The organism is Acinetobacter genomosp. 15BJ, from assembly GCF_000400715.1.
Taxonomy (GTDB): Bacteria; Pseudomonadota; Gammaproteobacteria; order Pseudomonadales; family Moraxellaceae; genus Acinetobacter.
This window is the reverse complement of record NZ_KE007345.1, coordinates 404528-427411: the sequence shown is the minus strand read 5'-3', so window position 1 is coordinate 427411 and position 22884 is coordinate 404528. Positions and strand designations below refer to the sequence as shown.

The 22884-nt window shown below is 41.6% G+C and carries 26 protein-coding genes; 16 read left to right on the top strand and 10 right to left on the bottom strand.

The features are described from left to right. The first annotated feature begins 2 nt into the window (after positions 1-2). Entirely contained in the window at positions 3-701 is a 699-nt protein-coding gene (gene urtE / locus F896_RS17255; RefSeq protein WP_016162435.1) for an urea ABC transporter ATP-binding subunit UrtE, read from the top strand. A 290-nt stretch (positions 702-991) separates the two neighbouring features. Here urtE and F896_RS17260 read toward each other — a convergent pair whose 3' ends face one another. The 3 genes from F896_RS17260 to F896_RS17270 all read right to left on the bottom strand — a co-directional run bounded on the left by F896_RS17260 (position 992) and on the right by F896_RS17270 (position 3226). After that, positions 992-1732, bottom strand: a complete 741-nt coding sequence (locus F896_RS17260; protein ID WP_016162434.1) for a hypothetical protein — start codon at positions 1730-1732, stop codon at positions 992-994. 81 nt (positions 1733-1813) lie between these two features. Beyond that, positions 1814-2365: a GNAT family N-acetyltransferase gene (locus F896_RS17265; RefSeq protein ID WP_016162433.1), complete on the bottom strand. Its 552-nt coding sequence runs from the start codon at positions 2363-2365 to the stop codon at positions 1814-1816. Between the two features lie 135 nt (positions 2366-2500). Next, positions 2501-3226, bottom strand: a complete 726-nt coding sequence (locus F896_RS17270) for an outer membrane protein OmpK (protein WP_005201617.1) — start codon at positions 3224-3226, stop codon at positions 2501-2503. Positions 3227-3595: 369 nt separating this feature from the next. Between F896_RS17270 and F896_RS17275 the strand changes: the two genes are divergently transcribed. The 5 genes from F896_RS17275 to F896_RS17295 all read left to right on the top strand — a co-directional run bounded on the left by F896_RS17275 (position 3596) and on the right by F896_RS17295 (position 8075). Continuing rightward, the gene (locus F896_RS17275) at positions 3596-3970 is read left to right on the top strand and encodes an HPF/RaiA family ribosome-associated protein (RefSeq protein WP_016162432.1); all 375 of its coding nucleotides are present in this window, start codon (positions 3596-3598) and stop codon (positions 3968-3970) included. Positions 3971-4113: 143 nt separating this feature from the next. After that, complete coding sequence (locus F896_RS17280) at positions 4114-4659, top strand: ankyrin repeat domain-containing protein (RefSeq protein WP_004803559.1); 546 nt, start codon at positions 4114-4116, stop codon at positions 4657-4659. Between the two features lie 32 nt (positions 4660-4691). Next, complete coding sequence (locus F896_RS17285) at positions 4692-5459, top strand: transporter (RefSeq protein ID WP_016162431.1); 768 nt, start codon at positions 4692-4694, stop codon at positions 5457-5459. 73 nt (positions 5460-5532) lie between these two features. Then, positions 5533-7377: a protein-disulfide reductase DsbD gene (dsbD, locus tag F896_RS17290; RefSeq protein ID WP_016162430.1), complete on the top strand. Its 1845-nt coding sequence runs from the start codon at positions 5533-5535 to the stop codon at positions 7375-7377. Positions 7378-7379: 2 nt separating this feature from the next. Continuing rightward, a complete protein-coding gene (locus tag F896_RS17295; protein ID WP_016162429.1) occupies positions 7380-8075 on the top strand; it encodes a glutathione S-transferase family protein in 696 nt (231 codons plus the stop codon). A gap of 38 nt (positions 8076-8113) precedes the next feature. On the opposite strand, the gene F896_RS17300 is transcribed toward F896_RS17295, so the two are convergent. Both F896_RS17300 and F896_RS17305 read right to left on the bottom strand, forming a co-directional pair. Beyond that, positions 8114-9301 carry a GGDEF domain-containing protein gene (locus F896_RS17300; RefSeq protein WP_016162428.1) on the bottom strand — a complete coding sequence of 396 codons (1188 nt, stop codon included), beginning with the start codon at positions 9299-9301 and terminating at the stop codon, positions 8114-8116. A 272-nt stretch (positions 9302-9573) separates the two neighbouring features. After that, the gene (locus F896_RS17305) at positions 9574-10485 is read right to left on the bottom strand and encodes an alpha/beta hydrolase (protein ID WP_016162427.1); all 912 of its coding nucleotides are present in this window, start codon (positions 10483-10485) and stop codon (positions 9574-9576) included. Between the two features lie 204 nt (positions 10486-10689). Between F896_RS17305 and F896_RS17310 the strand changes: the two genes are divergently transcribed. Next, a complete protein-coding gene (locus F896_RS17310) occupies positions 10690-11127 on the top strand; it encodes a DUF2147 domain-containing protein (protein WP_016162426.1) in 438 nt (145 codons plus the stop codon). A gap of 68 nt (positions 11128-11195) precedes the next feature. Here F896_RS17310 and F896_RS17315 read toward each other — a convergent pair whose 3' ends face one another. Further along, on the bottom strand, positions 11196-11546 hold the full coding sequence (locus F896_RS17315; RefSeq protein WP_032881991.1) for an arsenate reductase: 351 nt from the start codon (positions 11544-11546) through the stop codon (positions 11196-11198). A gap of 436 nt (positions 11547-11982) precedes the next feature. After that, positions 11983-12807 carry an exodeoxyribonuclease III gene (locus tag F896_RS17325; RefSeq protein WP_016162423.1) on the bottom strand — a complete coding sequence of 275 codons (825 nt, stop codon included), beginning with the start codon at positions 12805-12807 and terminating at the stop codon, positions 11983-11985. Positions 12808-12848: 41 nt separating this feature from the next. Between F896_RS17325 and pyrE the strand changes: the two genes are divergently transcribed. Beyond that, positions 12849-13499 (top strand): orotate phosphoribosyltransferase, encoded by a 651-nt coding sequence (pyrE, locus tag F896_RS17330; RefSeq protein ID WP_016162422.1) that lies wholly within the window; start codon positions 12849-12851, stop codon positions 13497-13499. Positions 13500-13600: 101 nt separating this feature from the next. Further along, positions 13601-13801, top strand: coding sequence for a hypothetical protein (locus F896_RS17335; protein ID WP_016162421.1), 201 nt, complete (start codon positions 13601-13603; stop codon positions 13799-13801). Between the two features lie 136 nt (positions 13802-13937). On the opposite strand, the gene F896_RS17340 is transcribed toward F896_RS17335, so the two are convergent. Beyond that, positions 13938-14657: an SDR family oxidoreductase gene (locus F896_RS17340; protein WP_016162420.1), complete on the bottom strand. Its 720-nt coding sequence runs from the start codon at positions 14655-14657 to the stop codon at positions 13938-13940. A 160-nt stretch (positions 14658-14817) separates the two neighbouring features. Here F896_RS17340 and F896_RS17345 point away from each other — a divergent pair, with 160 nt between their 5' ends. Then, a complete protein-coding gene (locus F896_RS17345; protein ID WP_016162419.1) occupies positions 14818-15711 on the top strand; it encodes a hypothetical protein in 894 nt (297 codons plus the stop codon). Here F896_RS17345 and F896_RS17350 read toward each other — a convergent pair. Together F896_RS17350 and F896_RS17355 are read right to left on the bottom strand one after the other, a co-directional pair. Then, positions 15700-15909 (bottom strand): DUF3565 domain-containing protein, encoded by a 210-nt coding sequence (locus F896_RS17350; protein WP_016162418.1) that lies wholly within the window; start codon positions 15907-15909, stop codon positions 15700-15702. The genes F896_RS17345 and F896_RS17350 overlap by 12 nt on opposite strands. Then, on the bottom strand, positions 15910-16362 hold the full coding sequence (locus tag F896_RS17355) for a MarR family winged helix-turn-helix transcriptional regulator (protein ID WP_016162417.1): 453 nt from the start codon (positions 16360-16362) through the stop codon (positions 15910-15912). A gap of 182 nt (positions 16363-16544) precedes the next feature. Between F896_RS17355 and F896_RS17360 the strand changes: the two genes are divergently transcribed. The 6 genes from F896_RS17360 (at position 16545) to F896_RS17385 (ending at position 22857) form a co-directional block, all read left to right on the top strand. Further along, on the top strand, positions 16545-17024 hold the full coding sequence (locus tag F896_RS17360; protein WP_005209477.1) for a glutathione peroxidase: 480 nt from the start codon (positions 16545-16547) through the stop codon (positions 17022-17024). Positions 17025-17240: 216 nt separating this feature from the next. After that, a complete protein-coding gene (gene gshB, locus F896_RS17365; protein WP_016162416.1) occupies positions 17241-18185 on the top strand; it encodes a glutathione synthase in 945 nt (314 codons plus the stop codon). A gap of 227 nt (positions 18186-18412) precedes the next feature. Beyond that, a complete protein-coding gene (gene murG, locus F896_RS17370; protein ID WP_081401977.1) occupies positions 18413-19510 on the top strand; it encodes an undecaprenyldiphospho-muramoylpentapeptide beta-N-acetylglucosaminyltransferase in 1098 nt (365 codons plus the stop codon). 13 nt (positions 19511-19523) lie between these two features. After that, a complete protein-coding gene (murC, locus tag F896_RS17375; protein WP_005209474.1) occupies positions 19524-20975 on the top strand; it encodes a UDP-N-acetylmuramate--L-alanine ligase in 1452 nt (483 codons plus the stop codon). A 91-nt stretch (positions 20976-21066) separates the two neighbouring features. Next, on the top strand, positions 21067-21993 hold the full coding sequence (locus F896_RS17380) for a D-alanine--D-alanine ligase (protein WP_016162415.1): 927 nt from the start codon (positions 21067-21069) through the stop codon (positions 21991-21993). 6 nt (positions 21994-21999) lie between these two features. Continuing rightward, complete coding sequence (locus F896_RS17385) at positions 22000-22857, top strand: cell division protein FtsQ/DivIB (RefSeq protein WP_016162414.1); 858 nt, start codon at positions 22000-22002, stop codon at positions 22855-22857. Positions 22858-22884 lie beyond the last annotated feature (27 nt).

Below are 22884 nucleotides of genomic sequence, written 5' to 3'. Positions count from 1 at the left end.
ACATGCTAGAAGTGAAACAAATTAATCAATTCTATGGTGGCAGTCATATTCTCCGTGATGTGTCTTTTGCTGCGCCTGTGGGTGAATGTAGTGTGGTGCTAGGACGTAACGGCGTGGGCAAAACTACCTTGCTGAAATGCCTCATGGGGATTCTGCCGATTAAGTCAGGGCAGATTCTATTAGATGGTAAAGACATGGCCAAGATGTCCCCTGAGCAACGGGTGCGTGCGGGTTTGGCCTATGTGCCGCAAGGTCGTGATATCTTTTCGACTTTAACGGTAGAAGAAAATATTTTAATTGGCATGGCTAAATTTTCAGGGGCTAAGACGCGTAAGGTACCAAGCCATTTATATGAAATTTTCCCTGTGTTGGATGAAATGAAACACCGCCGTGGCGGTGATTTATCCGGTGGTCAGCAACAGCAGCTTGCGATTGCCCGAGCGTTGGCTTCGGAGCCGAGTGTTTTGATTTTAGATGAACCGACCGAAGGGATTCAGCCCTCGATTATTAAAGATATTGGTCGGGTGATTCGTAAGCTGGCCGATCAGGGCGAAATGGCGATTATTCTGGTAGAGCAGTTTTATGACTTTGCCGAGGAGTTGGCAGATGCGTATACCGTGATGGCGCGTGGGCAGGTGATTGCGCAAGGGCGAGGGGAGGAGATGCCTGAGAAGGGGATTCGAGAGTTGGTGGCGATTTAATATCAATCTCTACATATCACTATTTAGAAAAGTAGATATTAAAAAAATGATTATTTTACGGAGTCATACCAAGTAGTTTTCTAATTTCTAAATAAGCCTTCGGCTAGAGTTACTTTGGTTTTGCCCTGAGAAGCGTTTGAAGCTTCGTAAGGGCAAAAGCATTCTTTATTGCAACTTTTCTTGCGCTTCGCTAAAGCTTTAGTCGCTTTAGCTTGCTCAGGTTGTGAATAACGTTTCCGAGTATCATACTTTTTCTTAAATTTTTTGTAGAGTTTGGGTGTAATGATCACTCATTTGTTTTCAACTTTATAGAACGTCCCGCCAGCATAGACATTGTGTCCAAAGCCACATGAGGACTCGCCATTATGCTGTTCAACCTCAATTTTTTGTCCAAGATTCGCATCATTGGCGAATTGAAGTTTGATCTGACAGTCCTCATAGCGATAGCTGGCTTGCTTTGACTTGATTGGCATGCTGGTTTCAAACTGTCCCATATTGGGTCCATAGATCAGGCCACGTAGTCCAAAGTAATAACCATCAAAGGCAATCGCATATTTATTCAGTTTTTTGCTGACCTTGATGTAATCCCATTGTCCAAAACCATTGGCGCGGACATATGTCCCTTGTAAATCTGAAGATAGTTTTGGTTTAGGGAGCTGTTTTAAGTTGTATTGACTGGTTTTGGAGTCTTTATCTCTAAGAAACCAGACTCTTGCCCATTGTGGTTTGTCCAGTTTGGCATAGCTTAACCCGACATTATTGTTGGCGATTTCAATGTCTCGGTCACTGACCTGAATGCCACTTTCATCAGCATTGGCCTGACAGAAATGTGTCCATGCAGCTTGGTCTTCAAATTGCTTGGCAGCTTTGAGATATTGCTTTTGATCGTAAAACTTTTTACCTGCCTGCGCATATTGCTTTACTTTGGCGCAACCTTGTTGCAATTCTTGTTCAAAAGAAACTTCGGCAAAGCTCGCGCATGAAGCGATTGCAACGGAAATACACAGACCGAGTTGAGATGTTTTAATCATTTTGGCTATTTTTGAAATCAAGTATTGCTTTCATTCTAAGCCACAATTTAGTCGTAGGACAGTAGGGTAACAGTAAGGTTTTTATTGAGATTCTGTGAGTTGCAGTTGCATCCAGACCAAATCCCGCCATGTGCCAAACTTTTGCCCCACTTGTGGCATATAACCTGTCTGGACGAAGCCAAGCTGTTCATGTAACACAATCGAGCCCTTATTTTCACTATCAATCGCAGCCACCATGATATGCATATTTTGCTGTTTGGCCAGATGAATCAGTTGTTGCATCAGGGCTTTGCCCAGACCTTGGCGAGCGTAGCTTGGGTCAACAAAAACAGAATGCTCAATGCTTTGACGATAACCGCTGATGGTCCGAAAAGCAGTGTAATAGGCATAGCCTGCCACTTGATGGCTATTCAGGTCTTCGACCACGATCATGGGAAATTGTTGTTGCTGCATGCTGTAAAAACGTTGCTGATAATCCGCTAAGGAAACCGCCTGATCATTCCAATTCGCTGTGCCATTGAGAATCTCCGCATTATAAATGGCGAGGATTTGTTCGAGGTCATCGACTGTGGCGAAACGAATGTGGAAATGTGCGGCTAAGTTAGAAGAGGTAAGTGCAATATTTTCAGACATGGGCAAAGGTCATCGAATGAGACAAAACAAAAGATAAGGCATTGGGAAAGAGGCAAATCGTTTCAGGTTTATATTCAGCGATACCAACAAAAACAGCAAGGAATTCCTTGCTGTTTTTTTCACATCCTAAAAGGCTTAGAAGTGATATTTGATCAAAGCGCTGACGTTATTTTCGTCACGGTTTTTCATACCAAATTTGTTATTCCAAACAGAATGTTCAACACCTAAATAGAGGCGAGTGTCTGGTGAAATGTGTTTACCCAAGTTCCACTTGTATTGTGTGGTCCAGTTCAATTCACTGGCGTGATCTTTTTCGCCTGTAGACCAGTCAAGGAAACCATCCACCAAGAAATCTTCGTTTGATACTTTAAATGGCAAAGCATAAGCAATGGTCATTTGGTAGTCATCAGCCGTATTTTCATTGTTGGCGCGGTAGAAGTTCACATTCGCATATTGGAAATATGGAATGGCTAAATCGAAACCGACACCATATAAGAAGTTGTCAAAGCTAGCGAAGTCATCATTATTGCTTTCCCAAGTAGTTGAGATCAGCACATCTTTGATTGGACCAAACGCAAGTTTCTGACCTGAAATCTCACCCAAGCTTAAACGCGGAGAAAGTTCGAAATAGGTACTTTTATGGTCATCGCTGCCACGCATACGGTCCATAAAGAAGAATACATCGGCATATTTTACTTTTGCCGCATATTCAACCGTGATCGTTGTTTGCTTTTCATCAACAACTTCGTAGTTTTCACCGTACAAACCAGTCAAGCTGAAATCTTGCCAAATCGGCTTTGCTTGAGTGAAAGCGGCTGTAGATACCAATAAACATGTTGCTGCAAGTTGCTTCAATTGCATTTAAAAAATCTCCCCCCAAAAGGCGTGTAAAGGATACAAGGTATTAAGCAAAAATAAAGCCAAATTTGACCAAATGAACAAAAGAATTGTATATGCCAGAAGCCATCTAAAAGGACGTTAAAGTTAATCATCTTTTTGTTGAAGATTTCATCAAAATGTCAAAAATCAGCTTGCATATTTTGGAGGAAAGTCAGATATTGGAATTATAGAAGATCTTCTTACATACTGAAAAACAACAGATGCAAAGCGAGGAGACAACACGCATTTACACAATCAGAATATACAACTGCACTGAATGACTGCATGCTCAAAGTGTGCAAAGAAAAAAGTTTTGTAGCACCGTCTCACAGAAAAGAGAGGAAGATATTTATGAATATTGAAATCCGTACAGATAAAAACATTCAAGGTAGTGAACGCTTAAACAGTTATGTTCGTGCAGAACTTACACAAGAATTCCAACGTTATAGCGAGCGTATTACACATTTTTCGGTTCATATTAGTGATGAAAATGGGGACAAAACGGGCGATCATGACAAACGTTGTATGATTGAAGCTCGCCCAGCAGGCATGAAACCTATCGCTGTGACTCATAAAGCAGCAAATATTGATAATTCGATTCATGGTGCGATTGATAAGCTAAAACGTAGCTTAGAGCATCTGTATGAGAAAAAAGATCAGCATCGTGGTGGTTTACCTGAATATGTCGATGTAGATGACGATGTAAAAGTGGATGATGAAGCATAAAAATCGACGCATAAAAAAAGCCCTGTTCAGGGCTTTTTTTATGCGTGTATCAAATTTATACATGATTTTTTAGATGGTTTTATAAAATCCTGTCAGGATATTCGGCATAATAGACATATTAAAAAATATTGTGAGAATTGGTCATGTTAAATAAGCAACAGCAGGCCTTGGTGCAAGCCATACAACAACTCGATTTGGACCAAGTGCAATCTTTACTTGCTGAAGGACTCGACCCGAATTTTATTGACCCTGAACAAGGTCCTCCTGTCTCTGTGATTTGCGATGGTTTATTCGTATGGTGGGAACGAATTTGTGAAGCTTATGAAGCAGGCAAGCCTTTCACTGACGAAGAAAAGCAACAACAACTCAAAGTTTATTTAGATATTTTAGATGTATTGATTCAAGCCAAAGCCAATCTACATCTATGGGATTCAGAAGAGTTTTATGGTCCATTGTGGGATGCGGCAAGTTCTGCTTGCGTGCCTGTAGTAGAACGCTTATTGGTTGAAAAAGTAGATCCAAATACCCGTGATGAAGAAGGCTTAACGGTTTTATCATCGATCAGCCAATTGTTCTTTGATTGCGAATTTGATGAAATTGATTGGTCAGAGTCATTGCCAGAAGAGCGTGCAACACTAGAATTGCTACGTGAACATGGTGCAAAAATGTCAAAAGAGCTCAGCGCATAAGCCAAGCCATTAGAAATAGAATGAGGAATAGAATGAAAACATTACAAACATTGAGCTTAATTGCTGCATCTATGCTGACAAGTACCGTTTTTGCGGCTGACTTTTCTTTTGACCGCCCTGGTACGGGGATAGGGACAGGTATTACCCCTGTGGGACAGTTGGCATGGGAACAAGGTTTACCGAGTGTCAATTACCAAGAAGGTAATGTAGATGGGGTCAAAGACAAGACCTTAACCCTGAATGGTGACATGTTGTTGCGTACCGGTTTGGCCGATGGTTTGGAATTGCAATTGGGTTGGCAAGGTCCAGTGTGGCAGCAGTACAAGCGTGCAGGTACGAAAAAAGAAAACAATGGTCTAGGCGATGTCAGCATTGGTTTGAAAAAAGCCATTGATCTAAAAGATGATCGTTTATCCATGGCATTGTTGGCAGAAGCCATCATTGCAACGGGCAATGATGAATTCACCAACCACGATGATATCTATAGTCTCACCTCAGCGGTTGCTTACGAATTTAGCGACTTGATTGGAACTTCGATCACGATGCGTTATGAAGCGCAGAACAGTAACTGGGCAGTGACTGCCATTCCAACCATTGATTATAAAATTGCAGGAAAATTATCGGGTTATTCAGAATTTGTTTATCGTAAAGCGGAGAGCCAAGATTATGAATATGGTCTTGGTACAGGTCTGATTTATGCCTTGAATAATCGCACGCAATTGGATGCAAGCATTGGCGTTGATCTTAATGGCGATCAAAAAGGTTATAACGGTGGCTTCGGCGTATCGGTTTTATTCTAACAATAATGAATTCTCTTAAATTCACTTCTGCATAAGTGGGAGGGAGGTTCAGGAGAGTGATAGTGAGATAATCATGCAAATGTCTGTTCAGATTGGGAAATCTTTCCCGCTGATGCGTTACTTTCTTGGGACTTTATTGTTGTTATGTGGGTCTTTGACTTACGCCCAAGAAAATTCATCGGCGCCATTGCTCAGCCCCGAACAGGCTTTTGCATTTACGGTTGAGTCGACTGCACAGAATCAAGCGCGCTTGCATTGGTCGATTCAGCCGAATTACTATTTATATCAACACAAATTTGAAGTGCAGCAGGGTAACCAGCCCGTCGCACTGACTTTACCGAAAGCGGTAGAGCAGTATGATGAGAACTATGGCCACAGCCAAGTCTATTATCAACAAGCCGAATTTAGTATTCCAACCCAAGCTTCGCAGCATTATCGTGTGACTTGGCAGGGCTGTGCCAAAGACCGTATTTGTTATCCTCCACAAAATATTGAATTTCAAACCGATGCTGATGGCTTGGTCAGTGCACAGAATGTCAGCACAAATACGAAAAAAAGCTTTTTAGATGTAGCACGTTCATCTCAAGCCTTAAATACCCAAACGGCAACAAATGATGAGGCGCAAGCTGAGCCGACGGCAAAAAATTCAAATAATTCAGGTGTGATGGCGCAAGACCAAAAGTGGTCAAGCGCACTCGAACAGCATTCGTTGGCCTATAGCATCTTATTATTCTTAGGCTTAGGAATTTTATTGGCGTTCACGCCATGTTCCTTACCAATGTTACCGATTCTGACCTCATTGATTGTGCGTGACAATAAAGGCGTCAAGGCTTGGTCGATTGCACTGACTTTTGTCGTGAGTATGGCCTTGGTCTATGCGGTATTAGGTTTAATTGCTTCGGCGGCAGGATTGAATTTCCAGCGTTGGTTACAACAGCCTGCAACATTGATTGCATTTAGCTTATTGTTTGTGGTGTTTGCCCTCAATTTATTTGGCCTGTTCGAGTTGAAACTGCCACAGAGCTGGATCAATCGACTGGATCAGATGCAATCCAATCAAAAAGGCGGTACTTTGGTCGGTGCTGGTGTCATGGGCATGATCTCTGCGCTATTGGTCGGGCCATGTATGACCGCACCTTTAGCAGGCGTACTACTATTTATTTCACAAACACAGAGTCAATGGCAAGGTGGGTTGTTGCTGTTTACACTCGGTTTTGGGATGGGCATTCCATTGCTGTTGGCCAGCGTTTTGGGGGCAAAAGCTTTACCCAAAGCAGGTGACTGGATGAATCAAATCAAGGTGATCTTTGCCTTTTTAATGTTGGCCTTGAGCATTTATTTTATTCGTCCTTTATTGCCAGAACTCGCGATTCAAATTCTTAGCTTAATTCTCGGTTTGGCCTTTATTATTTATGCGGCATATCGCCTGTTTGCACAGAAAAGTAAGCTGCAATGGTTGTATGCGATATTACTGATTTTAGCGATTCCAGCATTGGCCTTTAATCAATATCAGCATTTTCAAAGTCTCAATTCGGTTCAGGCAGATAAGCTGGCCGAATGGCATGTGGCAAAAACAGCAGATGAATTTCAGCAGATTTTAGCCAATGCGCCCAAAGACCGTGGCATTGTGGTTGATGTCTATGCGGATTGGTGTGTGGCTTGTCAGCCGATTGAGCATCGCATTCTAAAAGATGCAGAGGTGCAACAGGCCTTGTCTGGTTATTATCTGATTAAAATGGATTTAAGCCATTATGATGCGTCACACCAAGCATTGTTGGCACAAAGGGATATTTTGGGACCACCAACGTATTTATTCTTAGATCAGCAACAACAAGAAATTCGCTCGCTACGCTTAACGGGTGCATTCCAAAAAGCTGAGCTATTACAACAATTGGCTTTATTTAAAGGGAAACAATAACAATGTATCAACTCTTTATCGGCAATAAAAATTACTCCACGTGGTCGATGCGTCCATGGATTTTACTTACACAAGCGGGGATTTCCTTTCAGGAGCATTTGATTCAGTTTGATAGTTTTGAACCTGAAAGTGAATTTAAAACAGAAATTTTAAAACTCAATCCAACGGGTAAAGTGCCTGCGCTTGTGAATGGTGAACTGGTGGTCTGGGATAGTTTGGCGATTTGTGAATATATTGCGGAACAGCATCCTGAACTTGATTTATGGCCACAAGAGAAAACATTACGGGCTAGAGCACGTTGTGTGAGTGCAGAGATGCACAGCGGCTTTCAAAGCCTGCGCAATCTCTGCCCCATGAATGTAGAAGCGGATCTAAGTCATATTGGCAAACAACTCTGGGCCGAACATGCGCAGTTACGTGCCGATGTGGCTCGAATTGATCAGATCTGGTCTGAGCGTCCGAGCGAAGACGGCTTTTTATGTGGGGAGTTTAGTATTGCAGACGCATTCTATGCGCCTGTGGTCATGCGTTTTGAATGCTATCAACTGCCACTCTCCACATCCAGCCAAGCCTATGTGCAAAAAATCTTATCTTTGCCATCGGTACAGCAATGGATTGACGAAGCCAAACAAGAGCAGATGTTTGTGCCTTTTGATGAACCTTATCGTCAACATCGAGAAGAATTTTTGAAAGGTTAATCAACATTGCAATGAAGGCATATTGTGCCTTCATTGTTCTAGCTTGTTGCAAGATCAGTAAATATTTTCACTTGATTACGTCCCGCAGCTTTGACGGCATATAGGGCTTGATCGGCCTGACTGATGATCAAATGTGGCTCATCGGCACTGAGTGAACTACTAATCCCAAAGCTGGCACTCACGCTAAACTCCTGCTTATATTCTGTAATAAAGCGCAGTTGTGATACTGCATGGCGACAGCGTTCAGCTACGTTCTGTGCTTGCATCGTCGGCGTATTAGGCAGCAATAAAATAAACTCCTCGCCACCAAAACGACCAATGATATCTTGATCACGGAGATTACTTGCCAAGCACCGTGCGACTTGGATCAGCACTTGATCGCCCATGCTATGCCCATATTGATCATTAATCGTTTTAAAATGATCAAGATCGAGCAGAATAATGGAATAGAGAGGGTGAGGGTGTTGATGCAACTTATTTAAATAACTACTGATACTACGTCGATTGAGTACATTGGTCAGAGGGTCGAGACGACTGAGAATCTGAATGGTCATTTCCCGCGTTCGCCATTGCGTCAGTAAAATTTCAAATAAGAATAAACATGCCAATAAGATCGGTAATAAGAAAAATACCATACTGCCGACCCAGAATGGATGCATCGGTACTTCATTTAGGCGCTGCATATTAAACAGAGGCGCATAAGTTAGCACCCCAATCATGCTCAGGTAGTTGCATAGCAATAAGGCAAGTGTTGCTGGAATCAAAGCACAATACACCATCCTGCGGTCAAACAGCACTAAGCCTACACCCACCACACTGACATAACCCACCATAGTGGCTGGGCTAAAACTGCCTGCTAAATAGCCTTTATGGCATAGCATTGCAGTAAAAATCTGCACACTGAGGATAGGTAAAACATTCTGCGCCCAAGTTCGATCCTTAAATACATGGCAAGGAATAATCAGCAGCAGCATCACTGTTAGCGTAATCAGACTAGTAATTAAGTGCGAGCGCACAATCCCAAGATTGACCCATTCAGAATACTGTGGATGTATCAGGACAAAAATATCCCAACTGATCCAAAATAGGCTCATAAATGCAGCAAGTATCAGTAATAAAATACTTTTTTTGAGTATGGTCCAATTGACTACAATATGATGTTCCCAAGAAAGCTTAAAGCCCCATCCTTTTGTGTCAGTTGACCGATTAAAACGAATCTTCACCATTGGCATGCATCCTTTTATGCAATGAGATTCCTAGCAACTGTAGATCTGTCGTCAAAATACCGAAGAACGATTATTGAAATAACAATAACATCTTTAGAATGAGAAAAAAGTCTAGCTCTGGGCTTTTTAATGCAAATCAGGACGGGAAAAATTCTTTGATAAATCAGCTCTTATCAGAATATCCAATCAATTTTATTTTATGATGACAAAAGTAAATTAAGAATGACAATGGTCAGACATAGCTGACCATTTTTTGCACGAATATAAGTCGGTTAATCGCGATCGATTGCATGCGCAAATTCAGCAATATCTGCCAAGGCTTGTTTGGCTTCTGGGAACCAGGCATTAAACATCTGGAAATTATGCCACATGCCGGTATACAGCTTGAACTGGACTTTGACATCGGCTTTTTCCGCTTTTTCTCTAAAGCGTTTTGAATCATCCAGTAAAATTTCTTTAGAGCCGACTTGTACCAAGGTGGGTGGAAGCCCTTTTAAATCATCAAACAACGGTGAAACACGTGGATCATCGGCTTGAATATTATCGGTAAGATAATGATTAATACCTGCCTGTAAGGCCTCAATAGACAATAAGGCATCATGTTTTTGGTTAAAGCGTAGCGATTCACTGGTCAAGGTGAGGTCAAGATAAGGCGACATCAGAATCAAGCCACTTGGCATCAACTCAGGTTGCTGTTTGAGACGCAAACACAAGGCCAAAGCAAGGTTAGCACCGCAAGAATCACCTGAGATAATAATATCTTTCGGTTTAATCCCTTGTACCAGCAGCGCTTGATAGACATCGAAAATCGCATCAATGGCTTCAGGATAAGGATGTTCAGGTGCAAGTGGATAATCAACATGAATCACTTGCATTTGGGTACGTGCGGCGATATCTGTCATCAAGGCACGATGCGTATTTAAACTACCAAGGAAAAAAGCACCACCGTGAATGTGGAAAATCAGCTGTGTCGCCGCTGCTTGAGCTTTAATTTCTTCACCACGTACACCAGCTAGGCGTATTGGACGGACTTGTACTGTTGAATCCTGTGGAAATAGACGACACAGTTGATCGAGCAACGGACGTAATGCATTTGGGGCCAAGTTAAATTGACTAGGTGTCCGAATCGTCGCTTTAAGTAAGGATTCAGTAAAATAATATTTCCAAACAGTAGCAAATTTCATAATTTTTCCATATTGTTAGATCAGTATAGCAATAAGAAAGTTCTTGAAAATAAGCTATGTCTAAGCACGACGATAAAATCTGAAAAAATGTGCACTACGACACTCTTACTCAGGTTATACCAAATAGTCATAATCAAGAATTGCAATATTGATTGAAGTTCTCAATACTTTCAGTTTGAAAGACCCCTTAAGGATATTACAAAAATGAAGAAAATTGCTTTAGCATTTGGATTGCTCGGTTTGACAACTTTTGCCAATGCAGCGGATGCGCTGAATGGCAGCGTTTGGCAGACTATTGATGATGAAACAAAACAGCCAAAGGCGATCGTGAAGTTCACGGAGCAAAAGGATGGAACGTTAACGGCGTCGATTCAAAAATATTTAGTGGCAGGTCAGGAAAATGCTTGTTCTAAATGTGAAGGAACTTACCATAACAAACCGCTCAAAGGCGTGACTATTGTGCATAGCCTGAAAAATGTCGGTGGTGTGAATTACGATGGTGGTTCAATTATTGACCCTAAAAATGGCAAAACCTATAAATTGAAAGCTGAAATCATTGAAGGTGGTCAGAAGCTGAAATTACGTGGTTATATTGGTGTTGCTGCTTTAGGTCGTAACCAAACGTGGATTCGTACCAACTAAGCCAGATTTAGATAATAAAAAACCGAGTCTCGTGACTCGGTTTTTTTATTGTTGCTGGTTGATAAAATTTAAGCTGATAAAGCTTGATAAGTGGCCTCATCAAAGCCAATCACGAAACCTTGAGCCGTTTGCAGTACAGGACGCTTAATCAGGCTTGGCTGCGCAATTAGGGCTTCAATCAGGTTCTGTTCATTGCTGGTCGCGTGTGTTTGCTCATCCGCGCTTAATTTGCGCCATGTAGTGCCTTTTTTATTCAGTACTTTGTCTGCACCAATCTCTTTTAACCAGAGCGCTAAAGTATCTGCATCAATGCCTTGTTTTTTATAATCATGAAATTCGTAATTGATGCCGTTGGCTTGTAAGGCATCAAAGGCTTTTTTCATCGAATTACAATTTTTAATGCCGTAAATTTTAAACATACCGAAAACCATAAAAAGAACAAAAGATATGAGTCAAAGCCTAGCGCAAAAGATGGGGTATGTGCCAGTTGAAATTTTTTATCAAGTTTATCGGTAGTGTATGAAGCAAAAATTAAATGACGAAAATGATCATGTGTTTTGAGCAAACCTGCTAAAGACAGATCAAAGAAAGAAAATCTAATATCTAGAAAAGAGAAAACCCGCATATAATCTTCCTGATTATGCGGGTCTCATTTCAACGTCCAATGTCTCATCCATGCAAATAAACTTAATCTAAGTTTATTTTATCTTCCTACGGCGTCCTATCCCTTTTTGGTCATCCTGACCGCTTCCCTGTGCCGTGAAGCTATAATGCCGTTCTAGATGCGAAATAAAAATACACAAAAGCGACAAGTTATGTAAGCTAAAGAAGCGACCAAAGTGAACAAGTGTTCACTTATTCGTGTATTTTATAGTCGATAATGACGGGTGCATGGTCACTAAACCATTGTTCTTTATAGACCCATGCATTTGTTGTACGTGCTTTCCAGTCTGGAGAGCATGAATGGTAGTCAATACGCCACCCAACATTTTTTGCACGTGCTTGACCGCGATTTGACCACCATGAATACAATTCTGCTTCAGGGCGAACTTCGCGGAAAGTATCCACATAACCTAACTCGTCATACATATGATCAAGCCAAGCACGTTCATGTGGCAGTACCCCAGAAGATTTCTGGTTACCTGACCAGTTTTTAATATCGATGCGTTTATGCACGATATTGTAATCCCCACAGACAATGATTGATTTATTTTCATCTCGCCACTGTTTGAGTATTTTGGCGTATTCTTGTAAAAACACGTCTTTGCGTGCTTGCGCTTCGTCACCGCTTGATCCTGATGGCAAGTATAACGAGGCAATATGAACAGTTTGTGACAAGCCTAGATCGAATTCAGCAGCAATAAAACGCCCCTGAGAATCAGCGAGTTCAAAGCCTAAACCATTTTTTACTGACACGAATGGCAGACGGCTATAGATCGCCGTACCTGCATAACCTGCGCGTTCAGCAGGGAACAGGTGGGTATACCAACCTTCAGGTTTAAATTTATCGGTCCATTGTTCATGGGTGATGCGGCTTTCCTGCATACACACCACATCGGCACCCGACTGTTCTAACCATTCGAGTAAGCCTTTGGTGACTGATGAGCGCAAGCCATTTACGTTAATTGAAACGACTCGAAGAATTTTTACATCACTTGGATAGCTATCCTTTGGTATCATACGTCTGTTTAACCTCAATTGAAGAATTTGGAGCACTTTATATGACAACGCCTGTGTCATTTCATCCGCAAGCTTTTATCGAACTCGCATTATCACGTGGAGTGCTTAAATTTGGTGAGTTTACCTTAAAATCAGGCCGTGTCAGTCCTTATTTCTTTAACGCAGGTTTGTTAAACGATGGTGAAGCACTGTCTTTGTTAGCGCAAGGCTATGCCGACAAACTGGTGCAGTGCGATAATGTCGGTGTGATTTTTGGCCCAGCGTATAAAGGGATTCCTTTTGTCGCAGCAACAGCGGTGGCGTTGTCTCAAGTTCATGGCAAAAGCGTACCATGGGGCTTTAACCGTAAAGAAGCCAAAGATCATGGTGAAGGCGGTGTTTTGGTAGGTGCATCGGTTGCAGGTCAAAAAGTTTGGATCATTGATGATGTGATCACTGCGGGAACAGCGATTCGTGAAGTTGTGACTATCTTAAAAAATGCAGGTGCTGAAATTGCAGGTGTATTGGTGGCGTTAGATCGTCAAGAACGTGGTCAAGGTCAGCTTTCTGCGATTCAGGAAGTACAAAAAGAATTAGAAATTCCAGTACATGCATTGATTACCATGAAAGATTTGATGGATTATCTAGATACGAAAGGCGAAAAAGACGCTTTAGCCAATATGCAGGCTTATCGTGAAAAATACGGCATCTAAGTTTTAGATGTAAACGAAAAGGAAGCTGAGGCTTCCTTTTTTATTTATTATGTCTTTATATTTGGAGTAATTGATTATTTAAAAACAGAGAAATTTAATAAATGTATGATTATCAGAAAGAAGCGCTTAAAGCGAAAAAGTTAAAATATTTAATTTTGACGGTTGTATTTTCTATCGCTTCAAGTCTCGCCATTTCATTATCAATACAGCCTTTGATTAGCCTTATGGCTGCTGTTGTATGTTTTATATTGGCTATCTTTTTTGCGATTCAGTACATTAAAGTGGCGAAACAAAAATTATAAAGCTGTAATTGATATGGTTTATAGCCGTTTTAAGCTCAATTGAGTTTGATTTCTCCAGAATTACTATCATGGATACTATCTATCATTTTAAAGATGGTGGAAGAGGTATAATTGGTCTTAGAGATTAAGAGAAAAATCAAACATTCTGATCCAACATCGCAGGCATCAAGATTTCTTTAACACAAGTTGCTTTACTGGTTGAAATAATAAAATGAATCGCCTGAATCACATCGGCTAAAGGGATGAGAGAATATTCAGTCTCTTGTAAAACGTCTTGCATTGGTTTATCAATCTCATACTCACTGGCCAGATAGCCCAAGTTAATTACACTGACTCCAATCAAGTGCTCACGTAAGATTTCTCGTAATGATTGCGCAATGCCCCTTAACGCAAATTTGGTTGCCGAAAAAACAAGTTCTTTACCGTTATGATTATCAACACCCCACGTTGAGCCGATCAGAATAATTTTGGCGTTGTTGGAGAGTTTTAGATTTTCAATGAGAGATTGAATCGACAGTATACAGGTGCTGATATTGGTATGAATGATTTGGTTGATTTCAGCAGCAGAAACCTCTTCAAAATTATAGTTGTCGCTAAATGCCTGTTGCTCCCAGATACCCACATTGTAGATCAGAACATCAAGTTTTTGTTGTCCAATTGTTGCCTTTACATCGCTTACCGCTTGCTCTGGCTTGGATAGATCAGCACAAATCCAGTCTAAGTTTAGAGTTTCTTGTGGTTGGGTGCGAGATACACCATAGATGGTATCTGTTGGTTTTGGTACAGCTTGAACAATGGCTTTACCTAGGCCTTTGCTGACGCCGTATATGAGAAATGTTTTATTCGAATTATCCATCCATCTATCCGTATTCTTTCGATCAAAATACAACTATAAAAGCTCAAGTTGACTTGAGGTCAAGAGGGATTGAAATGCAGGGATGCTGCTATTGATAATATGAGAAATTTGGTGGATTATCAGAATGTAATTTGAAAAAGATATAATCAGCTAGGTTCTTATGACTGAAGATGAATTATTAGAAAGAGCATTGAATTATAGTGCAACGATTCATCAGCCTCATGCGATAAAGTCTTATCAGGCTGCGAAAAATATTTTTACTGTTTTGGGGAATAATGCTATCTGGGCGCAAGCTGATAAATTAATTTTTCAAAGTGAAATATATAATGTGCGCTCATTTACTCAAGATAGCCATGATACACAGTTTTCATTACCTCGTATTCAAAGCATATTGAATAGAAGTATTTATCCCGTTGCGTACTCAGCATTATATCAATGGTATTGCAATTATGGATTTACAAATATTTTTGATCATTATATAAAGTTAGCTGCCTCAAATAATGAATATTTATCTCATAATATAACGATATTATTATCTTTCCAGACTTTGCTGCCTACGTTGAATGAAAAACAGATATACCCTTTTTTAGATCGTTTTACAGAATTTTTAACATCCACTTTTGGTAATACAAGTAAACAACTCCTCTCTGAATCCTTTGATCAAAATATAACTTTTCAAAGTTTACTGGACGAATGTATACATCAACCTAGTTTTTTCGGACATAATTTAATTACACTTACTTGGTTGATGCGGTGTGAAAATCAGATTCCATCTGAATTAATGCGAAAGTTTAAATTTAATCTACACATACAGGCGACTACACCATTAGAAGATCCAGAGGATGAATTGGATGCAGATATTTATAGCCAAAGCTTAGAGGGTGATATAACACAGTTCATGATGAGTTTAGATAATTTAATATTTGGGATCTGTAAAAATTTGCATCAGGTAACACTGGCAGATGCTTTACTTTATCTACAACAGCAATTTCCTATATATACCCCAAAGTTAAACCGTATTACAGATTATCAAATAAGGTTATTAAGACGATAATATTGAGTTTTTTCCTTCCTCACATTTCTTACATTCCAACATCATCCCTAATTTTTCTTTACGTCCTTGTTCGGTTAACACCCAAGGGCGATTTTGCCACGGTGGATCATGGCGCACATGTTGCTCATGCCCACAAGCAAGATCAGCAACGTAATGTCCTTCCTCATCGAGATGAAAACACACAATCGCTTGCTGCATTTAATTTTCCAGACTCTCGAGTTTAGATTGTTCCAAACCCTTTAGAAAACGATGGCATAAGTTATGAATCGCCACTAAATCATTCGGGTCCATACCCAATGAGCAGGCGAGCTTAAACGGAATCAGGGTAATTTCATCTTTTGAAACCAGTGCTTTTTCCAGCAAAATCACTTTTTTCATCCGTTCATCTTCTTTGACCGCAACACGCTTTAAAAACTGCTTTTCTTCAAGTTTTTTAATAATCGGTGTCAGCGTTCCAGAATCAAAAAAAGTCTTTTGCCCAATTTCAGACAACATCACATTGTCTTGTTCATACAAAGCCAGCAATACAATAAATTGCGGATAGGTCAGATCATGTTCCTGCAGCAAAGGGCGATATTGGCGAATCATCGCATTGGTCGCGGAATACATGGCAAAACACACTTGGTTATCCAAAAATGAAACTTCAGCCATGATGATTTGTCCTCGACTCGGTTGTTGAACATTCAGTATAAATTGGATTGCTTGAAAAGTATATTGCGTATAATTAACTTGCACACAAGATAATTGTGTGAAATATTAAATGAGCAAGCTGAATGATTCAGCAAATTATTTTGAGCAAATCCACCATTGGATAGATAGAAGAGAGAACACCTATGAGCAAGATTTATGATTTTCAGGCTGAACTGTTAGAAGGCGAACAAAAGAACCTCGCCGATTACCAAGGCAAAGTGTTATTGGTGGTCAATACGGCGAGTCAGTGTGGTCTAACGCCACAATTTGAAGGTTTGGAAAAGTTATATCAGGACTATCAACAGCAAGGTTTGGTGATTCTCGGTTTTCCATGTAACCAATTTGCCAACCAAGATCCATCCAGCAATGAAGAAATTGGTAGCTTCTGTCAGCGTAATTATGGCGTATCTTTCCCAATGTTTGCCAAGGTCGATGTGAATGGCCCAACCGCACATCCTTTGTATCAATATCTCACTTCTGAAGCCAAAGGTCTGTTAGGCAGCAGCATTAAATGGAACTTCACTAAATTTCTGATCAATCAAAACGGTGAAGTGGTCAAACGCTATGCCCCAATCACCAAACCTGAAAAAATTGCCAAAGATATTCAAAAGCTTTTGGCTTAATTTGAATTTAAAATGCGATGCTTTAAAAATTACTGGCGATGGATTCATTTGCCAGTAAATTTTTATCCCTAATAAAATAGTCTATTCAAGTAAATTGAATCTAGTGATTTGAATAAATTAGATTTTTTTAGATTTAATAATTACATAACTTGTTTAAACATCATCAGTAAACTTCGCTATACTTTTTGCCAAGATTAAAAATACGAGCGTCAGATTATGCGTGTACTGGTCGTGATGGACCCGATTGAAACTGTGAATCTTAAAAAAGATTCAACTATGGCGATGTTATGGGCGGCCAGCCGTCGCGGACATGAATTGGGTTATGCATTACAACACGATTTATATATCGACCAAGGCAAAGCATTTGGCCTGATCTCACCGCTGAAAGTATTTGAAGACTACAACCATTACTATGAGTTGGGTGAGCAACGCAAAGAATCGTTGGCGGATTACGATGTGGTGTTGATGCGTAAAGACCCACCGTTCGACATGAATTTTGTCTATACCACCTATATTTTGGAACAGGCCGAGCGTGAAGGGGTGTGGATTATCAACAAACCACAATCATTACGTGACTGTAATGAAAAGCTATTCGCGACCCAATTCCCTGAATTACAAGTACCCACTTTGGTGACCTCACAACAAAGCCTGATTCGTGAATTTATCAAAGAACATGGTGATGTGATTGTGAAGCCTTTGGATGGGATGGGTGGTATGGGGATTTTCCGTTTATATCAAGATGGGGTAAACATTGGTTCGACTTTGGAAATGCTCACTGAAATGGGTACGCGTCCAATCATGGCGCAACGTTATATCCCTGAAATTGTCGAAGGCGATAAACGCATCTTGCTGGTCAATGGCGAACCGATTCCATATTGCTTGGCGCGGATTCCGCAAAATGGCGAAGTGCGGGGTAACTTGGCCGCAGGTGGTTTAGGTCAAGCTCGTCCACTGACTGAAAATGATAAATTGATTGCGGCAAAAGTCGGTCCATTCCTGCGTGAAAAAGGTCTGGTCTTTGTTGGCTTGGATGTGATCGGTAACTATGTGACTGAAATTAACGTGACCAGTCCAACCTGTATTCGTGAGATCGATGCACAATTTGGCACCTCAATTGCCGATGATCTTTTCGATGTTTTAGAAGCAGGTCGTAAAAACTAAAAAAGTTGCATTTTTGACCGAATTGCCCGTTTGAATGTCAGCGAAATTGGCAGGCAAACGGGCTTTTGTATATCGGCAGAACCTTGTTTTTAACAAAGAATCGAAAAAAGCCCAGCTTTCTGTTGTAAACAGGTGAAATTCGCTTTTCGTGAATGAAACTTTAGGATTAAAATAACTCCCGAAAACAATATACGATAACCTTCTTTTTTGAGTTGAAGAATTAGACCGTGACCAATTCACCGCAGAACAAACCCAAACATGTCATGATGATGGCAGCAGGTACAGGTGGGCATGTGTTTCCCGCGCTTGCTGTTGCCAAACAGCTGCAACAGGAAGGCTGCCAAGTCTCTTGGTTAGCGACGCCTACGGGAATGGAAAATCGGTTGCTGAAAGATCAAAATATTCCGATTTATCAAATTGATATTCAAGGTGTGCGCGGCAATGGCCTTGTCCGTAAAATCAGTGCACCGTTTAAAATTTTAAAAGCCACCCTAAGCGCCATGCGCTATATGAAACAGCTCAAGATTGATGCTGTGGCGGGTTTTGGTGGTTATGTGGCAGGTCCAGGTGGCTTGGCTGCACGTTTGCTGGGTATTCCTGTGCTGATTCATGAGCAAAATGCGATTGCAGGGTTTACCAACACCCAATTGGCACGTATTGCCAAGACCGTGTGTCAGGCTTTTCCAAATACATTTGCAAACAGTGATAAAGTCGTGACCACAGGTAATCCTGTGCGTGCGGAGATTACTGCGATTTTAAATCCTTCTTGGCGCTATCAAACCCGTGAACAAGAACAATTGCCGATCAATCTTCTAATTGTGGGGGGTTCACTGGGCGCACAAGCATTGAATGAGCGTTTGCCTGAGGCTTTGAAAAAGGTCAATGTTCCGCTGAAGGTCTTTCATCAGTGTGGTCAAAACAAGCAAGATGCCACGCGTGCACTATATCAAGGTGCACCTGCGAGTTTGGATATTCAAGTGGAACCCTTTATTCACGATATGGCAAAAGCCTATAGTGAAGCAGATTTGATTATATGCCGTGCTGGTGCTTTAACGGTGACGGAAGTCGCAACCGCAGGTTTGGCGGCGATTTTTGTGCCTTTACCGATTGCGGTGGATGACCACCAAACGGCAAATGCAAAATTCTTGGCCAATGCTGGCGCAGCCAAGATTTGCCAGCAAGCAGACATGACACCTGCTGTTTTAGATGAGTTATTAGCGACCTTATTAAATCGTCAGCTACTCTCTGAAATGGCTGTAAAAGCACGTCAACAAGCACAACCGAATGCAACACAGCATGTGGTTGATCTGATTAAAAAATTGTAATTCGAGTTTATTTATGTCTCCTACAAATCCAAACCAAGCCAAAAAGCTGATTAAAGTGCCAGAAATGCGCCGTATTAAAAATATCCACTTTGTTGGTATTGGTGGTGCGGGGATGTGCGGTATTGCCGAAGTATTGAGTAACCAAGGTTATAAAATTTCAGGCTCAGACATTAAAGCGTCGAAAACCACGGCTCAACTTGAGGCCAATGGTATTAAGGTATTTATTGGGCACTCGGCTGACAATATTAAAAATGCCAATGTACTGGTGGTGTCGACAGCGATTGATCCTGAAAACCCAGAAATTAAAGCAGCCATCGAACAACGTACCCCAATCGTGCGTCGTGCGGAAATGTTGGGTGAGTTGATGCGCTACCGTCACGGGATTGCGGTTGCGGGAACACATGGTAAAACCACGACAACAAGCTTATTGACCACCATGTTGGCGGAAGAAAACCTTGATCCAACTTATGTGATCGGTGGTTTGCTGAATAGCACTGGTGTGAATGCAGCGCTCGGTGAAAGTCGTTTTATCGTGGCAGAAGCAGATGAATCAGATGCATCCTTCTTGTATTTGCAACCGATGGCTGCGATCGTGACCAATATCGATGCGGATCACATGGATACTTATGAAGGCAGCTTTGATAAGTTAAAAGATACCTTTATCCAGTTCTTACATAACCTGCCATTCTATGGTTTGGCTGTGGTCTGTGGCGATGATGCCAATATCCGTGAGATTCTTCCGCGGGTGGGGCGTCCAGTCTTAACCTATGGTTTTGCTGAAGACAACGACATTCGTGCGGTGGATGTTGCACAAGAAGGTATGCAGTCGCATTTTACCGTATTGCGTAAAGACCGTGAGCCATTGCGTGTCACTATCAATCAACCAGGTTTGCATAATGTCTTGAATGCACTTGCTGCGATTGGTGTAGCAACTGATGAAGGCGTGTCTGATGGCGCGATTTGCCGTGCCTTAGAAGGCTTTAGTGGTGTTGGTCGTCGCTTCCAAGTTCAGGGCGAATTTGAGGTTGATGAAGGCTTGGTGAAATTGGTGGATGACTATGGTCACCATCCAAAAGAAGTTGAAGCAACCATTAAAGCAGCACGTGCCAGCCATCCAGACCGTCGTTTGGTAATGTTGTTCCAGCCGCACCGTTTTAGCCGTACCCGTGATTGTTTTGATGACTTTGTTGATGTGTTATCACAAGTGGATCAGTTGTTATTACTGGAAGTTTATCCGGCAGGTGAAAAGCCGATTGTGGGCGCTGATAGTCGTGCTTTAGCGCGTAGTATTCGTCTACGTGGTGAGGTTGAACCAATTTTGGTTGATCCAGTGGAAGGCAATTTACCGAACGTTTTACAAAAAGTGTTACAAGCAAATGACCTGTTATTAACACAAGGCGCGGGTAACGTTGGCGCAATTTCGGTAGAATTGGCTCAGCATCGCTTGTATGCCAAATCCCCCTAACCCCCTTTAACAAAGGGGGAACCCCTCCCTTTTCAAAGGGAGGCGGGGAGGGATTTAATAGAATATATGAAGTTTTTTTAAGGATATAAACGTGTCAAATGCTGCAAAATTCGGCAAAGTTGCTGTGTTGTTTGGTGGGAAGTCGGCTGAGCGTGCTGTGTCATTGGACAGCGGGCAAGCTGTTTTAGAGGCGTTATTACGTTCGGGCGTTCAGGCAGAAGCATTTGACCCACAAGATCGTAGTGTGACTGAATTGGTTGGCTATGATCGTGCTTTTATCGTATTACATGGTCGTGGTGGTGAAGACGGTCAGATCCAAGGTGTATTGGAGTGGTTAAACCTTCCTTATACTGGTACGGGTGTACAAGGTTCTGCGATTGGTATGGATAAAGTTAAAACCAAGCAAATCTGGCAAGGCAGTGATCTGCCAACAGCACCTTATCGTATTGTCACTAAAGATACCGATCTGGATGCAGTGATTGCTGAATTGGGCTTGCCAGTGATTATCAAACCTGTACATGAAGGCTCAAGTGTCGGCATGAGTAAGGTTGAGAAAGCTGAAGATTTTGCTGCGGCAATTGAAAAAGCCACGCAGCATGATGCAGTAGTAATGGCAGAAAAATGGATCACAGGTCGTGAATTCACGATTTCATTCTTAAATGGTCAACCATTACCCGTGATTCGTTTACAGCCACCCGCAGACGTTGCCTTCTATGACTATGAAGCAAAGTATCAGCGTAATGATGTGGAATATGGCATTCCTTGTGGTCTAAGCGAGGCAGAAGAGAAAAGCTTACAAGCATTGTGCTTACGTGCTTTCCAAGCGGTAGGTGCGGAAGGTTGGGGCCGTATTGATGCGATGCAAGACGAGCAGGGTAACTTCTGGTTGTTGGAAGTGAATACTGTTCCGGGAATGACCAGTCACTCTTTGGTGCCAAAAGCAGCGCAAGCTGTAGGTTATAGTTTTGATCAGCTCTGTGTTGCGATTTTAGAGCAAACCTTAGTAACGTCGGCTTAACGATTTATGGCTCAGCTTCCTGCCTCGATGCGCCGTAAAACGCGGCCAGCCATTAGCTCGATTCACGAGAAACCGCCTTCGCCTAAACAAAAAATGGTGAATGCGGGCGGTTGGGTCTTGTTAGTGATTGCATTTGCTGTTTTGGCATTGGGTTTGTTTGGCTTATATAAAGTCATGACCGATGCAAAAGCGGCGCAGTTGCAGGTGGTTGGAACCAATTCTGATATTGAGAACCAACAGTTAGTTCAATATCTGAGTCCAATTATTAAAGATAACTATTTCACTTCAGATTTAGAACAAATTCGAGATCAAGCGTTAAAAGTGTCATGGGTTGATCGTGTGGTAGTGTCACGGGCTTGGCCAAATGCAATTCGGGTACGGGTGATGCCGCGTCATGCGATTGCACGTTGGGGAACAGGGCGTTTGCTCAGTGACAATGGTGATGTATTTAGTGAGGCGGTGCCAACAGCACATCCAAACTTGCCGCTTTTACATGGGCCAGCCAGCCAATCCAAAATGATGATGCGTCGCTATAATGAAATTAATCAGTTATTTCATCCAGCGAATTTGAGATTAAAAGAATTGTATTTAACCGAGCGTATGACGTGGTTCATGCAGTTTGATTCGGGTTTACGGATTATTGTAGACCAAGATCAAACTATGAATAAGTTGCAACGCTTAAGCCATTTGGCACAAACGGATTTAAAACCTGTATGGTCAAAAATCACGGCAATCGATTTGCGTTATCGGAATGGTCTTGCCATTCAGTGGAAAAACGCAACTCCGCCGAAGATTGTCAATGGTCAGTTAGTTGTAACGATTGATGACACAAGCCTTGCAGGGGCAATTCAGGCAAAGCCATAATACGTGGCTTAAAATAAAGGGCAATCG